The sequence below is a fragment of the Flavobacterium sp. TSSA_36 genome, assembly GCF_051547165.1.
Lineage (GTDB): Bacteria > Bacteroidota > Bacteroidia > Flavobacteriales > Flavobacteriaceae > Flavobacterium.
In genome coordinates this window covers 177,799-193,557 of the sequence record NZ_JBPTTP010000006.1, presented here as the reverse complement: position 1 = coordinate 193,557, position 15,759 = coordinate 177,799, and the positions used below count along the sequence as shown (strand labels likewise).

The 15,759-nt window shown below is 34.0% G+C and carries 16 protein-coding genes; 6 read left to right on the top strand and 10 right to left on the bottom strand.

Going from position 1 to position 15,759, the window contains the following annotated elements; genetic code table 11:
- Window positions 1-112: 112 nt before the first annotated feature.
- The 10 genes from rhuM (ACSVH7_RS12605) to ACSVH7_RS12560 form a co-directional block, all read right to left on the bottom strand.
- Window positions 113-484, bottom strand: coding sequence for a RhuM family protein (gene rhuM, locus ACSVH7_RS12605; RefSeq protein WP_438067052.1), 372 nt, complete (start codon window positions 482-484; stop codon window positions 113-115).
- Window positions 447-1,163, bottom strand: a complete 717-nt coding sequence (gene rhuM, locus ACSVH7_RS12600; RefSeq protein WP_438067051.1) for a RhuM family protein — start codon at window positions 1,161-1,163, stop codon at window positions 447-449. Before rhuM (ACSVH7_RS12600) ends, rhuM (ACSVH7_RS12605) begins: the two co-directional genes overlap by 38 nt.
- A 185-nt stretch (window positions 1,164-1,348) precedes the next feature.
- Window positions 1,349-2,770, bottom strand: a complete 1,422-nt coding sequence (locus ACSVH7_RS12595) for an SDR family oxidoreductase (protein ID WP_438067050.1) — start codon at window positions 2,768-2,770, stop codon at window positions 1,349-1,351.
- A 214-nt stretch (window positions 2,771-2,984) separates the two neighbouring features.
- Entirely contained in the window at window positions 2,985-3,668 is a 684-nt protein-coding gene (locus ACSVH7_RS12590) for an SDR family NAD(P)-dependent oxidoreductase (RefSeq protein ID WP_438067049.1), read from the bottom strand.
- Between the two features lie 18 nt (window positions 3,669-3,686).
- Complete coding sequence (locus ACSVH7_RS12585; protein ID WP_438067048.1) at window positions 3,687-3,971, bottom strand: TIGR03643 family protein; 285 nt, start codon at window positions 3,969-3,971, stop codon at window positions 3,687-3,689.
- Between the two features lie 246 nt (window positions 3,972-4,217).
- Window positions 4,218-5,702 carry a deoxyribodipyrimidine photo-lyase/cryptochrome family protein gene (locus tag ACSVH7_RS12580; protein ID WP_438067047.1) on the bottom strand — a complete coding sequence of 495 codons (1,485 nt, stop codon included), beginning with the start codon at window positions 5,700-5,702 and terminating at the stop codon, window positions 4,218-4,220.
- A 3-nt stretch (window positions 5,703-5,705) separates the two neighbouring features.
- Window positions 5,706-7,010, bottom strand: a complete 1,305-nt coding sequence (locus tag ACSVH7_RS12575) for a DASH family cryptochrome (protein ID WP_438067046.1) — start codon at window positions 7,008-7,010, stop codon at window positions 5,706-5,708.
- Complete coding sequence (locus ACSVH7_RS12570) at window positions 6,986-7,120, bottom strand: DUF2256 domain-containing protein (RefSeq protein ID WP_438067045.1); 135 nt, start codon at window positions 7,118-7,120, stop codon at window positions 6,986-6,988. Before ACSVH7_RS12570 ends, ACSVH7_RS12575 begins: the two co-directional genes overlap by 25 nt.
- A 2-nt stretch (window positions 7,121-7,122) precedes the next feature.
- Window positions 7,123-8,430: an ABC1 kinase family protein gene (locus ACSVH7_RS12565; RefSeq protein ID WP_438067044.1), complete on the bottom strand. Its 1,308-nt coding sequence runs from the start codon at window positions 8,428-8,430 to the stop codon at window positions 7,123-7,125.
- Window positions 8,427-9,089 (bottom strand): TetR family transcriptional regulator C-terminal domain-containing protein, encoded by a 663-nt coding sequence (locus ACSVH7_RS12560; protein WP_438067043.1) that lies wholly within the window; start codon window positions 9,087-9,089, stop codon window positions 8,427-8,429. The genes ACSVH7_RS12565 and ACSVH7_RS12560 overlap by 4 nt, the downstream gene beginning before the upstream one ends.
- Window positions 9,090-9,205: 116 nt before the next feature.
- On the opposite strand from ACSVH7_RS12560, the gene ACSVH7_RS12555 reads away from it, so the two are divergent.
- The 6 genes from ACSVH7_RS12555 (at window position 9,206) to ACSVH7_RS12530 (ending at window position 15,753) form a co-directional block, all read left to right on the top strand.
- The gene (locus ACSVH7_RS12555) at window positions 9,206-10,126 is read left to right on the top strand and encodes a TIGR01777 family oxidoreductase (protein ID WP_438067042.1); all 921 of its coding nucleotides are present in this window, start codon (window positions 9,206-9,208) and stop codon (window positions 10,124-10,126) included.
- A gap of 137 nt (window positions 10,127-10,263) precedes the next feature.
- Window positions 10,264-10,677, top strand: coding sequence for a response regulator (locus tag ACSVH7_RS12550; protein ID WP_438067041.1), 414 nt, complete (start codon window positions 10,264-10,266; stop codon window positions 10,675-10,677).
- A gap of 241 nt (window positions 10,678-10,918) precedes the next feature.
- Window positions 10,919-13,216, top strand: a complete 2,298-nt coding sequence (locus tag ACSVH7_RS12545; RefSeq protein WP_438067040.1) for a PAS domain S-box protein — start codon at window positions 10,919-10,921, stop codon at window positions 13,214-13,216.
- Window positions 13,217-13,275: 59 nt separating this feature from the next.
- Window positions 13,276-14,409, top strand: a complete 1,134-nt coding sequence (locus ACSVH7_RS12540; protein ID WP_438067039.1) for an FIST signal transduction protein — start codon at window positions 13,276-13,278, stop codon at window positions 14,407-14,409.
- Complete coding sequence (locus ACSVH7_RS12535) at window positions 14,409-15,449, top strand: sensor histidine kinase (protein WP_438067038.1); 1,041 nt, start codon at window positions 14,409-14,411, stop codon at window positions 15,447-15,449. Before ACSVH7_RS12540 ends, ACSVH7_RS12535 begins: the two co-directional genes overlap by 1 nt.
- Window positions 15,436-15,753 carry an Hpt domain-containing protein gene (locus tag ACSVH7_RS12530; protein ID WP_438067037.1) on the top strand — a complete coding sequence of 106 codons (318 nt, stop codon included), beginning with the start codon at window positions 15,436-15,438 and terminating at the stop codon, window positions 15,751-15,753. Before ACSVH7_RS12535 ends, ACSVH7_RS12530 begins: the two co-directional genes overlap by 14 nt.
- The last annotated feature ends 6 nt before the right edge of the window (window positions 15,754-15,759 follow it).

Genomic DNA, 15,759 nt, shown 5'->3' with positions numbered 1-15,759 from the left:
TTTAAAAATACAAATTCCAAATTCCAAGGCTATTAGCCATTTGGAATTTGGAATTTAAAAGGGTGTCATAGTAGTGATACATTTAAGTTTTATTTCCAACGTTTGGTGTATCTTATTCTTTTTTAGGAGCCAATTGATTTTGAACGATTCTATCAAAATCACTTTCAAATAATTGGTCTTGAATTATTCTGTATTTCTCAAACTCGCTTTCTGCGTGAGCTTTGGCTATTTCAGCAGTTACTTTTCCTATATCTTGTAATATCTCTCTATCGGTGGCTTCAATAAATTTATTTAGGCGATTTTCCCAATCTTCCATTGTCATTGGAATTTGCCTTGACGCCATATCTTCAGCAATATCTAAATAGGCTGAAACTAGGCGTTGCAATTGTTTCATTTCGTTTTCAGACAAATAGTTTTTGGCAACACTAACATCAAATTTTTGAATTTTACCTTTTGGAGCGTCTTTCCAAGTTGTCAAGCCCATATTTTCGTTTTGGTGATTGGGCTCTGTTAACAATAACTTCTGCCGCTGTTTGACCATGTATTGCCCAATGTAATTTGTTTTGTACTGTGGCAAAAAAACGTTTAGTTGCTTGAGCTGTTACGTCATAATCAATAGCTGTAGCATAAATGTCGGTTATTTTTTGATAGAATTTACGTTCACTCAATCGGATTTCCCGTATTCTTTGTAGCTGTTCTTCAAAGTATTTTTTACCTAGAATAGTACCGTCATTTTTTAGACGTTCATCATCCATAGTAAATCCTTTGATGGTAAACTCTTTTGCTATTTGTGTTGCCCATTTTCTGAATTGGACAGCTCGCTCAGAATTTACTTTATAACCAACAGCAATAATAGCTGAAAGATTGTAATGTTGTGTATTATAATTTTTGCCATCTGATGCAGTTATCCGAAATTTTCGGATAACTGCATCTTTTTCTAATTCGTTGTCTACAAATATTTTTTGAAGATGGTCACTAATGGTTCTTACATTTACATTATAAAGTGTTCCCATCATTTTTTGTGTCAGCCAAATATTTTCATCTGCATAAATAGTTTCCACGCCACCTTCTCCAGTTGCTGCAATAAATGTCAAATATTCTGCTGTAGAAGAACGTAGTATTAATTCGTTATTAGTGTTGACTTTTGAATTGTCTTTTGCCATACTTTTTTTTCAGCTAATTGAATCCTTTTCTTTAATCCTAACCAAATATATTCTTTTTTTTGCAAAAGCTTTACGTAAATGATTTTGAGATGTTTTTTAATAGCTGAGCTAAATTCCAGAAAAAATAAATTCCAAATCCTAAGGTTTTGCACAAGCCTTGGAATTTGGAATTTAACTTTTGGAATTTATTTTTTAATCAATTTATTAATCATGCCTTCAAAGATAAAGCCATGAAAAGGCAGAACGGAGTACCAATACAATTTGCCCCAAAAACCGTGGGGTTTGAAGGTAGCGGCTTGGTATAAGGTATTGTGTATGATTTTGAATTCTAGCCAAGCTTCGCCGGGGAGTTTCATTTCGGCGTACAAAACGAGTTTACCTTCTTGTTTGTTGGCATACAGTACTCTCCAAAAATCTAAGGCATCTCCTGAATGAATGTCATGTTGGTTAGTTCGTCCTCTTCGAAGGCCTACGCCTCCAGCTATTTTGTCAAAAAAACCGCGGATTTTCCACAGCCAATCACCATAATACCAACCGGTTTCTCCCCCAATGGACCAAATGCGTTCCATAGTAAATTTTCGATTGACAATTTCTTTTTTGCGGCGGTCAATAAAACAATCTTTTTTGGGTATTTTCAGATAATCGGCTACATTGCCCATAAATTGCCCGCTTATCATAGCGTCTTTCCAGCTTGAGACAATATCGTCTTTATCAATTTTTACAAGAGCTCTTCTCACGGCTTCTTTGTAGCTGATGGGAGTAACTTTTAATAGGGTATTGATGCGATTGTCTTGACAAACTACTTCTACTTTCATGCTACTTACTAAGGCTGTGGCTAATTTGTAAGAGGTTGAAGTGACAAAATAAAGCCAATAAGAAGAGAGTTTTGGAGTCATAACAGGGACTGTGTAAATGTGGCGTTTCAAACCCGCAGCCTCGGCATAGCCCAAGAGCATCTCTTTATAGGTTAAAATATCTGGACCACCAATATCAAAATTTCGATCTAAGGTTTCGGGGTGATACAAACTTTTGGTCAGGAACTCTAAAACATCAGATATTGCAATGGGTTGACATTTGGTATTGAGCCATTTTGGAGTAATCATTACCGGAAGTTTGGTAACTAAATCGCGAATAATTTCGAAGGAAGCACTTCCTGAGCCTACTATAATTCCTGCTCTCAAGGTGGTAATGGCGTATAAACCCGTATTTAGTACATTTTCTACTGCTTTTCTTGAGGCTAAATGTTTGGATAATTGCGTGTCATTTATGATTCCACTCAAGTAGATCACTTGTTTGACTCTAGTAACATTCATTCGATCTACGAAATGTACAGCAGCATTGTATTCTAACTCATCATAATTGGTAGCGGAGCCAGACATGGAGTGTATTAAATAATAAGCTGCATCTATTTCATTAGGAATGGCAATTAAACTTTCTTGGTTTAAAAAATCAACTTCAATTACTTTGACTTGATTTTTTAAGTGATCCGGTAAGAAAAAGCGATCTTTATCTCTAACACAGCAAATCACATAATGCCCTTGTTCCACTAGAAGCGGAAGTAGTCGTTTGCCAATATATCCTGTGGCTCCTGTTAATAGAATATTCATACTTACTTAATTTATGGATCTAACAATTATCTCAAGAGAGCATAGAATGAATGTAAAGGGATTTTTTAATACACTTTAAATAAAAATAAGTTTATGAAAAATTTAATAATTTATTTAAAATGTTTTTTATTTATTATAAATATAGTTAAAATAGTGTTTAAAAAATAAATAAAATCGATATTCTTATGTTTTTTGTCGATGAAAGCACCTCGCCTTATATTTTAAAACTTACGATTCCATAATCCAACGCAAAAACTTGTCCCGAAATGGATTTTGCTTCTTCCGAAATCAAGAAATTCGCCATGTGAGCTACTTCATCTGGTTTTAAAAAACCTTTCATCGGATGGCGTTCGATCATGTTTTCTTTCATTCGTTCATTTCTTAAAATTCCTGCGGCTAATGAGGTTTCTGTAATTGTGGGTGCGATGGCGTTTATTCGGATCACCGAAGCCAATTCTGCTCCCAAAGATTTTACTAAACCTTCTACTCCTGCTTTGGCAGTAGCAATACTCGCATGAAAAGGCATTCCTAACTTGGCCGCCACGGTGCTAAACAAAAGTATCGAGGGGTTTTTTCCTTTTCGTAGTGCAGGCAAATATTTTTGAATGGCCAGTACAGCTCCGATGACATTGATTTCAAAATCATTTTTAAAATCGGTAACACTTAGACTCCCAATGGGTTTTAGCGTAATCGAGCCAGGACAATAAATCAATGTGTCCACATTTTCGATATCTGGAAGCGGGTCTTTCAAAATGTCAACTGCAAAGTGTGTTAAATTGGGATGTGACAAATCTGGCGCCGTTCTGCTGATATTATATACTTGATTGGATTGTAACTGTTGTAGTAATATTGCACTACCAATTCCTTTGCTTCCGCCGATGATTACGATGTTTTTCATAATGTAGTTGAGTTTGGATTATCGTTTTGATATTTTGTTATGCGTGATTTGTCGCTGGAGAGTACATTTGAATCTTCCTTCACTAAAATTTCGAAGTTTCTCGTGCTTGGTTTTGCGACCTTGCACTCGAGCACGCCAAAGTCTGAAACTTGAAGGTTTCATTTCGGTTCGCATCAAGTCGATGACTTCTTGTTCTTTTAATCCAAATTGCAATTGTATGGCTTCGAAAGTGGTTCGGTCTTCCCAAGCCATTTCTATAATTCGGTCGATTTCTAATTCGGTAAGGGCTATTTTGTTAGGCATAGCTAAGGCTTTTTATAATTTTTTTGGTTATATCTGAATCCCTTTTTTATCAAAAAATATTTAAACATATCAGTCAAATTAGTTTTGGGTTGAATTACTAAAAGTGAAATTTATAGTTCAAATAAGTAGTTGAAACTACTAGTGTCTTATTTTTACTTATAACTAATTGGATGAATAGGCTTTTTTAAAAAACTTAGTTGACTTATATTTTGGTATTAAATGTTGTTTGTTCTGTGAATAGTTTTTTTAATCGCTATCGCCAATATCGGCTAGGGTATGTAATTTCAAAATCCGATTACTTTCTTCTTTAACTAGAGGATTTTTCTTCATTTTCCATAAATAATCTGAAGCAAATTTTCGCGTTCGTTCAATATTGACAATCGGTTTAGGATAGTCTTTTCCCAATTCAAAATTGTTGAATTTTTGATCCAAAAAGGTCATTTTAGTAGGTTCATGTACAAAGACAACGGGTAAATTTCGAAGCTCTGGAACCCAATGTTTGATGAATTCTCCCTGCGGATCATGTTCTAAACTATTCTTTATTGGATTGTAAATGCGCAATAAGTTAACCCCAGTTTCTCCGGCTTGCATTTGCAATTGTGGATAATGAATACCCGGCTCAAAATCCAAAAACATTTGCGATAAATGTTGTGTAGCTTCTTGCCAAGGTTGCCAGAGATTATGAGTAAAAAACGACACTAATAAAGCGCGCATTCTAAAGTTGAGGTAGCCCGTTTCGTTAAGGCAGCGCATGCATGCATCCACAAGAGGCACCCCTGTGTGTCCTTTCTTCCAAGCTTCAACGAAATAGGGATTGACTTTCTTTTTTAAATCGTGATAGCCTTTGTTGATGCTTTCAAATTCCATAATTTCTTCCATTTCAAATTTTTGAATAAAATGGGCTTGCCAAGTGAGTCGCGATACAAAGGAATCTATTTGTTTTTTGTCAGTACAAATCAATCGAAAAGTAGCAGCTCTCTGCAATACTTCTCGGGTAGATAAATTTCCCCAAGCGATGTAGGGAGAAAGCCGACTACAGCTTTTTCTTGCCAATAATGGTTTTGAAATATGATTGCTATAATTGAAATACCGATTTTTAAAGAAGGACTCCAAATATTTCTGCCCCATTTCTGTGCCTCCTTTTTGAAAAATGGCATCGGGAATGGTGGTCAAATTTGTTTTCTCTAGTAAGCGTTCTAATTTATCAATTTGGGTCAATTTTAGAAAACTATCTTCATTTGGTAAAAAAGCAAGTTGTGGCTCATTCATATATTTTTCCCATTGCATCACCCAATTGCTTCGGTTTTTTAGCCCTCTAAAAATGCCATTATTGATGTTTTCTACCCAATTGATTTGGTTGTTTTTGCAAAATCTTTTGAAAGCTTTGTCTCTTTCGTACGTAATTCTTATTCCCGTCTCTTGATGCGAGTAGACATTTTTGATGGTGTATAGTTCGAGTATGCTATTAATGGTGCTAATGACTTCTCCATTTACAGCTAATACTTTTGTTTGATACGGTTGAAGTTCTGCGTTGAGGGCTATGATAGATTGCTTGATGAAATTCCAATGTCTTTCGCTATAATGTCCATCGTTCTGCAACGATTTTTCAAAAACATATAGTAAAAGTGTAGGCTGACCGGATTGGATTGCATTATGGATAGCCTCGTTGTCCTGTAAACGAAGGTCTCTTTTGAACCAAACGATATTGATATGTTTTTTATTCGAATTCATCTTTTAAAAAAGTTGTTGTTGTAGCCAGCGTTGTTGGAATTTGGACTGTTTATCATAGTTTTGAGCTTGCAAGGCGACATTGAATTTTCTATCACGAGGGTCGTTGCCTACACCTGAAACATACATCCAATTGCCATAATTGCTGTGTACGTCATAATCCAAAAGCATCGATTCAAAATAGGCTGCTCCAATTCTCCAATCTAGGAGTAAAGTTTTGGCAAAGTAAGAAGCTACGTTTTGTCGTCCGCGATTGCTCATCCAACCTGTTTGTTGCAATTCCAGCATATTCGCATTCACAAAAGGTGCTGCCGTAGTCCCGTTAATCCATTGTTGGATGGCTTTTTTGTCTTGCGACCATTGATACTCTCGGTTTTGAATGCCCCCAATTTTAAAAATCACATTGCCATTTTGAAGCGAAATGTATTTGAAGTAATCCCTCCAAAGCAATTCAAAAATCAACCAATACGTGGACTCATTGGCTTCTACTTCTTTTTCGTAGCGCTTGATTTCCCAATAAATGGTTTTGGGCGAAAGGCATCCATTGGCCAACCAAGGCGAAAACTTTGAGCTGTAATCTGTTCCAATCAATCCGTTACGAGTTTGTTTGTACTGACTGATTTTTTTGGTGTTCCAAAGGTATTCTTGCAGTCTTGCCAATGCCTGATTTTCGCCACCACGAAAAGGAAAAGCGGTTCTCCTATCTACTTGAAAGGTTGTAAATCCTAAATCTTCTAAAGTAGGAATTGCGGTTTGTGTGTCAATTGTATTGGATTCTCGCATGGCGGTTAGCTTACCAATTTTTGGGACTATTGCTTTTTTTTCACAAGCATTTCTGAATTGTGTGAAAACAGCAGGTATTTCGGCTATTGAAAACGGAATGACTTCTGGTGGAAATAAAAATTGATGATAAGTAGCGACAAATTCAACCGTTGGGCCGCAATTTTTTTTCACGCTCTCAATTTCTTCTTTTTCCTCGCTGGTCCATTCGTTTTGAAAGTAAATCGTAGTCGAAGAGGTGCTTTCAATTAAACTAGGAAGAACAGCTGCCGCTGCGTCTTGATACACCAAAAGTGTAATACCAAGAGTTGCCAAATTTGCTCTTAATTCTTGAACGGATTCTATAGTAAACTGTGCTCGAAAATGAGCTGTTTTTTTAAACCCAAATGCTGTTATTGCATACTGTTTTGGATCAAAACAATACACGCCAACTACGCTTTCGTTTTCAGCAATAGCCTTTTGCAGCGCTGGATGATCCGCGATTCTTAAGTCATTTCTGAACCAAACTAAACCTTTTTGTTTCTTTTGCATTTTTCGCTACAATATTTTACTTCGTCCCAAACTTTTTCCCATTTTTTTCTCCAATCAAAAGGGCGATTACAGACCATGCATATTTTGGAAGGTAAGTGCGTTTTTTTCAATTTTATAAATAGTTTTGGTATTGATTTACGGTGATGGAAGCTTTGAGGTCAAACATCAAATTATACAAACCAAAGAAGGTTCTATTCATATAAATAAAATGCTTGGAGCCTCGATTACCATTCATCTTGCGGAGGTTGGTGTCTTTGGCAAATCGCTCGCCCAATTGTGCAATATTGGTAAAGAATACTTCATCTGAAAAATCAAAATGCGTGTTTTGAAACGGCAAAGTGAACAGCGATAGCAAATCATAAAAAATACTCGTAAAATAGGCAATTTCTTCTGGAGTATCTTCTTTTCTTAAAATCTCAAGCTCAAACAATTTGGCATTAAAGAGTTGTTTATTGTCAATAATTTCTTTGTTGATTAATTCAAAGTAAGGCACATAAAAGTCATTCGGAATGCTTTTCATACAGCCAAAATCCAAAGCGACCAATTGTTGGTTTTCGTCTACCAAAAAGTTGCCAGGATGTGGGTCGGCGTGTACTTTTCGTAAGATGTGAATTTGGTACATATAAAAATCCCACAACGCTTGTCCTACTTTGTTGGCGGTTTCTTGATTGCTGTTTTTAGCAGTGAACTCCGATAAATGATTGCCCGTCATCCAATCCATCGTTAGGATTTTATCGGATGAAAATTCAGGATAGTAGGCTGGAAAAACCAAGTTGTCAATTTTTTGGCAGGCAGCCACTACTTCTTGACTTTGTTTTAGTTCAAGCGTATAATTGGTTTCTTCAATCAATTTGTCTTCTACTTCTTTAAAGTATTTATCAGAATCCTTGCCTTGTAGATTGAACATTCGAATCGCCATTGGTTTGACCAACGCTAAATCCGAAGAAATGCTATTGGCAACGCCAGGATATTGAATTTTTACCGCCAACTTTTTTCCGTTTTTCTTAGCCAAATGCACTTGACCAATACTCGCAGCGTTTACCGATTCGGCATTGAATTCATCAAAAATCTCATAAGGAGTTTTGCCAAAATTAGTTTTGAAGGTTTTAAGTACTAAAGGAGCCGAAAGCGGAGGAACAGAAAACTGCGACAATGAAAATTTTTCTACATAGGCTTGAGGCAGAAAATTTTTATCCATACTCAGCATTTGTGCTACTTTCAGCGCACTTCCTTTCAAGCTTTTTAGGCCGTCATAAATATCTTCGGCATTGTCTTCGTTGAGTTTGTCTTTTGTGAGGTCTGAGTTGACCATTTTTTCGCCGTAATATTTTAAGTAATTCACGCCTACTTTTGCCCCCGTTTGCACCAATTTGGTCGCTCGTTCAATTTTTGAAGTAGGAATATAGTCTATGGTTTTCATTTGTTTTTCTGTATTTTTTCTTTGAATAGGAATTTCCCAAAATCTATTAAACTGTCAATAGGAGTGATGTTCATCAATTCGAAAGCTGCTTTTACCGATTTTTCTATATAAATGTCTGTCTTTTCAAATCCAGCGGAACTGTCTTCCATCCAAAATTTTAAAGTGAGTAAAAATTGTATCCAAAGGGATTCTTTGGTTGCTTTTTCTTGGTATTCTTGAAAACGTTCTATTTGAACACGGAAATCATCGGTCGTTATTTCGCCTATATAATTTTTGAATTTTTTTCGAACATCTGTCAAAAGCATTACGTTTTTTAACTGATTTTTATGCTGTTGCAATGCATATAAAACATAACTTCGGTTCGCAGTAAGCAATTCAAAGAACGTGAAATAGAAACTTAGCAATTTAGTTCTCATGTCATAACTAGTATATGCCGGGTTTTTTTCCAGTAATTCTAGGGTTTTATCAAAGAATTGTATGAAGATTTCTTTCTCGATAGCGTCCAACGTGCCAAAAAAAGTGTAGAATTCACTTTCTTGAAATCCGTTGTTCTTAGCAAATTGGTAAATTGATTTTGGTTTTTCATGATGTTCTAAAACATGATTCATGTAATAGGAAACAATTTGATCTTTGGTTATTACGGTCTTTTTAGTTGCCATTTTGATTGTATTTGAATTCGAGTATAAAGATAATACTGTTTAACTTATTATTAATAAAGTTAAACAAAAATTTAACCTATGTTTGTATAATTATTTTTGATAACACAAAAAATAAAATGAAAAAGAAGGTCGTAATATCAGGAGGAACTGGATTTGTTGGTGTTTATTTAACTTCTTTGTTGGTCAAGAAAGGCTATGAAGTTTTGGTTTTGTCTAGAACATTACGGCCAAATACTGCAGCGGTTTCTTATTATTTGTGGGATGTTTCTTCGGGGACGATAGATGAAAAAGCGATTTTGGAGGCTGATTACATCGTTCATCTCGCAGGAGAATCCATTGGTGACACACGATGGACGGCGGCCCGTAAAAAAGCTATTTTAGAGAGTAGAGTGCAATCGACTACTTTAATAGGAAATGTATTAAAGTCAAATGCTAAAAAAGTACAAGCCTTTATATCAGCCTCTGGAATAGGTATTTATGGCGCCTTGAATGGGAAAGGTATTTGCACAGAAGAAACGCAAGTGGGACATGATTTTTTGGGAAAAGTCTGCGAAGAATGGGAAAAAGCTGCCGATGGTATCGCATCCCTTGGTATTAGGACGGTAAAGATACGTACAGGTTTAGTATTGGGAAATAAAGCAGGTTTTTTACAAAAAATGATTCCTATATTTAAAAAAGGATTAGGAGCTCCTTTAGGTTCAGGAAAACAATTTATGCCTTGGATACATATTCATGATTTATGTGCAATTTATCTCGAGGCGATTGAAAATGATCAGATGGAAGGGGCCTATAACGCAACAATTGAGGACAGTACTACCAATAGTCTTTTTACCAAAACCCTAGCGTCTGTTTATAATTATTCAGTTTGGTTGCCTAATATCCCCGCTTTTGTATTGGAACTCATTCTTGGTGAAATGGCTGTGATTGTGTTAACAGGTCGTCGGATATCAAACCATAAATTACTACATCTTGGATTTCGTTTTCATTTTAAAAGTTTAGAAGCTGCTTTGCAAGATTGTGTAAAATCTAAGGATTAATAATAGTTTAGGTTTAATATTACCATTCATCGATACTTATGGTTTATTCATCGATACTTACTCGTTAATTAACGATATTTAAAAAAACAAATGTATCTTTAAGTTAATTTTACTAAACAATCTTATAACTTATAAAAATGGCAAATGCACTAAATATACTTTTAATAGAAGATGATGCTATTGAAGTAATGAAATTTAATAGAGTTTTAAGTAATCTAGAAATAAACCATAAGATTATTGAAGCTAATAATGGAGAAGAAGCCCTTGAAGTTTTGAAAGACCGTTCAATAATTCCTGACATTATTGTTTTAGATTTAAACATGCCTAAATTAAATGGTATAGAATTTTTGAGAATTTTGAAAGACGATCCCGTTTTGAAATACATACCTTCTATTGTTCTAACTACCTCTAGCAATCATAGTGATTTGTTGGAATGTTACAAAATTGGAATTGCAGGATATCTAATTAAACCCTTAAAGTATGACGATTATCTGGTACGAATTAAGAAGTTAATAGAATATTGGAGTACGAATGAATTGATTGAACAATAATTTCTTTTGCAAGCATTGAGAAACACCTTAGTCGAAAATAATTAAGGTGTTTTTTTATGAAACATTGATTTTTTCTTACGTGTTTTTACGTAATTATTCCATCAAAGTGTTTTTCATCGATGAAATGTGTCGTTTAAAGATAAAATATTGTAAATTAGTGATTGCTAAGCTATTATAGTTGTTTGATAGCTTGCTAGTTTTTGTTTTTTTTCTCGAATAAAAATCCCCAAATTTTTTCAACATGGAAAATATTCAATTCCACTTCAATCAGCCTACCTTTGATACAATCTTTCCTTTTCATATTTTGATTAATGAAGATTTATATATTAAAAATATTGGTTCTTCCCTTAAAAAAATGTGTCCAATGCTCAGTAGTGGCGCAAACTTCTGGACTTTTTTTAAATTAGATAAACCATATGATACTATCACAGATTTAGAAACGATTTGCTTAGTTTCAAAGGAAACTGTAACTCTGAATTTTTTACCAGAAAACACGATAAGACTCGAAGGGCAAATAACAAAAAGTGATTCTGATTATTTATTTCTAGGCACTCCTATTTTTAAAGATATAGAGAGTATTGAAAATATGGGACTGTCCAATCATGATTTTTCGGTTCACGCCCCTATTTTCGAATATCTGTCTGATTTAAAAGGATATCAAGCCCATAACGAAGGTTTGAAGAATATGCTGACTACTGTAAAATTAGAACAGGCAGTTTTAGAGAAAGATAAACAAGAACTTAATAAGATATCTGTAGTTGCAAGTGCTAACAAAAATGGAGTAATTTTCTGTTATCCAGATGGAAAAATTTATTGGTGCAATGAAGCTTACGAAAGCTTAACGGGATATACCAAGCATGAAATTTACGGAAGGACTCCCATAGAAATTGGTAAGTGCGCGGATACAGATCTTGAAGACGTTAAAAAAATGGTAACGGCTTTTCACGAAAGTAAAACATTTGATGTGGAATTATTGCACAACACAAAAAGTGGTCACTCTTTTTGGTCAAGATCTAAAGGACAACCCATAAAAAACGAAAATGGTTTAACTCATTATTTTGCGATGATTGATGATATAACGCTTGAAAAACAAAAAGAAGAAAAATTACATATTTTGTCGTCCATAGCAGATGTAAATATTAACGCGGTGATTATTTCTGATAAAAACGGCAATATTGAATGGGTTAATAAAAGTTTTGAAAAAATGACGGGATATACCTCCGATGAGGTTATAGGAAAGAGACCAGGAAATTTTTTACAAGGTGAAGAAACGGATCCGGAAACTGTAAAATATTTAAGGAATCAAATAGCAAAAGGAGAACCTTTTAATTGTGATATTCTAAATTATTCAAAATCTAAACAAAAATACTGGATTCGAGTACAAGGACAGGCTTTACGGGATAAATATGGTAAAATTTTTAAATTTTTTGCGATAGAGCAAGATGTTAGCCTTGAAAAAAACTTTTTAGAATCTATCAAAGTAGAGAAGGATAAGTACAGCAATGTTATCGCAAGTATGAAAATGGGACTTCTTGAGGTAAATCTAGAAGACGAAATAGTATTTGCAAATCAAACTTTTTGTGATATCACTGGCTACACTATTTCAGAATTGATAGGTAAAAAATCAGATTTTTTCTATTTCAATGCTGGTGAAAATGTATTAAATCTTAAACACAATAAAACGGAAGGTATCATTTCCTATGAAGTAAAAGTTAGAATCAAAAATGGGACAGAAAAATATTTACTTATAAGTGGAGCTCCAAATTATAATGTAAAAGGAGAGTTGATCGGATCCATAGGAGTACATTTGGATGTTACAGATCAAAAAAATTTAGAGCATCAAAAGGAACAACTCTTGTTGCGTTTAGAAAATCAAAATGAGCAATTGAATAATTATGCCCAAATTGTAGCTCATGATTTAAAATCACCACTACGAAGTATTCACGCTTTGATTTCTTGGATCAAAGAAGATAATCAAGATGCCTTAAACATGAATACTTTGGATTACTTGAACAAAATACAAGGTAAAGTCGAAAAGATGGATCACTTTATCCAAGGAATTTTGACGTACTCTAAAATTGATACTATCGAACTTACAACGGATTTTGTTGATGTTAATGATATCATTAACAATTTAATAAGCATCATCCATATTCCTGAAACGGTGACGGTGCAAATTGTTCAAAAATTACCTACAATAAGAGCCGATAAATATAGAATGCAGCAACTTTTTCAAAACCTAATTGGAAATGCCGTTACCTATGTTGATAAAAACCCGGGATGGGTTAAAGTAGATTTTAAGGAAGATGAAAATAATTATGTATTTTCAATAGAAGACAATGGCCCCGGCATAGCAAAAGAGAATCAAGAAAGGGTATTTGCGATATTTCAATCATTTACAAAAAATGAGCATTCAACAGGTATCGGACTGTCTATTGTTAAAAGAATTATTGACAACTACAAAGGTGAGATTTGGATCGAAAGTGAAGTAAAAGTTGGCACAACATTTTTTGTTAGAATCCCTAAAAATATTTTTTAGAGTACCTATTCAGATTGTAAATAGTAAATCAGTAGTAACCTTACATATATTTTTTGCTTATGAAAATTATACAAGCATATTTGATGCAAAACCAAGAATGGTGTTATTTGTCACCAAAAATAGAGGTAAAGAATCCATTAGTTCTCGTTTTTGGAAATCGAGCGATGTTAGAAAATACTATGATTATCGATGCAGTTAGAGAGGAATTTCCTTATGAAGATATTGTGTATGGCTCTACATCAGGTGAAATTCTGGCCACTAATGTTTTTGATGAATCGATTACAGTCACTGTTGTAGAATTTGAAAAATCAAGTTTTATTATCAAAAGGGCTAATATTTTGGATTATAATTTTGATGCAGTTAAATTAGGTGTAGATTTGTATGCACAGTTTCCTGAACAAAACCTCAAGCATCTTTTTTTGATATCTGAAGGAAGTTTTGTTAATGGTAGCGCCTTAATTCAAGGCTTAGAAACCGATTTAAAAGACAAGCATATCATTTCTGGCGGTATGTGTGGAGATGGCCATAAATTTGAAAAAACAGTTGCCTCATACAAAGAAAATCCCAAAGCAGGTGAAGTAGTACTGATTGGTTTTTATGGTGATAGTTTGGAATTTTCTGTAGCTAGTGTGGGAGGTTGGAGCGCCTTTGGGCCTGAACGAATGATCACAAAATCAGATCAAAATGTGCTTTATGAAATTGATGGATTACCTGCATTAGAATTGTATAAAAAATATTTAGGAGAGTTAGCCAACGAATTGCCGCAATCTTCTCTCTTGTATCCCTTAAATGTTACCAAAGAAAACAAAGATAGACCTGTTGTTAGAACCATTTTAAGTATTGATGAAAATAATAATTCAATGACACTTGCAGGTGATGTACCTATGAATTCAAAAGTACAATTAATGATGGCGTCTAATGATGAATTGGTTCAAGGTGCCTATAATGCTGGGAATCAAGCAATGAAAAACCGAGTGAACCCTCCTCAATTAGCATTAATTGTAAGTTGCGTAGGCCGTAAGCTTGTAATGAAGCAAAGAGTAGAAGAAGAAATTGAAGAAGTTCATAATGTAATTGGTCAAAAAACGGCAATCTGTGGGTTTTATTCTTATGGCGAGATGGCTCCTTTTTCAGATAATACCTTTTGTGAATTACATAATCAAACCATGACATTAACATTAATCAGCGAATAATGAATCCACTTTTAAGCCGACAAATTAAGAAGAAATTGAAACCTGAACAATTAGAAGAGATTCAGGATTTTCTTAATTTAGTTAACGCTTCATATGATGATTTTGATCAACAACTTATCATGTTGCAAAGGGCAATGAAAATTAGTTCAGATGAATTATTTTTTGCCAATCAAAAATTACGTGCAGAAGCCGAAAGTTTAAAAGAAATCAACAAAAAATTAGAAGAAATATTCGAATCTATGAATGTCGAAGTATCCAAAATAAATAAGGATACAGCCTTCAATACCGCCGAGTATTTAAAACAACAAGCTCTCGAAATTGTTTCTATCAATGAACAAAGAGAAATTTTATTGCAAAATTTAGAAAAACAAAATAAAGAATTGAGTGATTATGCTCATGTGGTGTCTCACGATCTTAAGGCTCCTTTACGTAATATTGATACTTTGATAGGTTGGTTCATGTCAGATTATGAGCGAGTAATTGCGAAAGATGGAATGGAATCCTTAAAAAAGGTGATTTTCAATGTTGAAAAAATGGATTTACTCATTAAAGGAATATTAGATTATTCTACCATTGATAAAATTAAGTCCGAAGATCGATTAGTGGATTTTAATCATTTATGCGATGAAGTGGTTAAAACGATTGTAATTCCAAAAAACATAACAATTACGATTGAAGATGATTTACCGATTGTGTATGGTAATTTTGTTAGATTTAAACAAGTTTTATTAAATTTAATCGAAAATGCTGTCAAAAATTCAGATAAAGACTACGGAAGTATTAGGGTAGGTTGTATTGACAAATCTGATCATTTTGAATTTTTTGTAAAAGATAACGGTAAAGGCATTGATCCAAAGTATTTTGAGCGAATTTTCAATGTGTTTACTAAATTAGATAACGATACCCAAGCCCCTGGAATTGGACTTTCCATTGTAAAGAAAATTATTTCACTTTATCATGGCAAAGTTTGGCTTGAAAGCGAAGAAAAAGAAGGAACTACTTTTTATTTTACCTTACCTAAAAACAATGGAAAATCCTAATTTAGAATATATCAACCAACTATCGGCTGGAAATAAGGAATTTGAAATTAAAATTATTTCAATCTTAAAATCTGAACTTCCCCAAGAAGTGAAAATTTATCAGGAAGCTATTATCTCAAACGAGTATAAAGTAGCCGCAGATTGTGTGCATAAATTAAAACATAAAGTGTCTTTTTTAGGGTTAATAGAAGGATATGCTATAGCCGAAAAATATGAAAACGCCCTAAAAATCGATCAAATTGAAATGAAAAAAGAATTTGAAGAAATCTTAAACAAAATACAAAATTTTGTTGTAACTTTATGATAATGA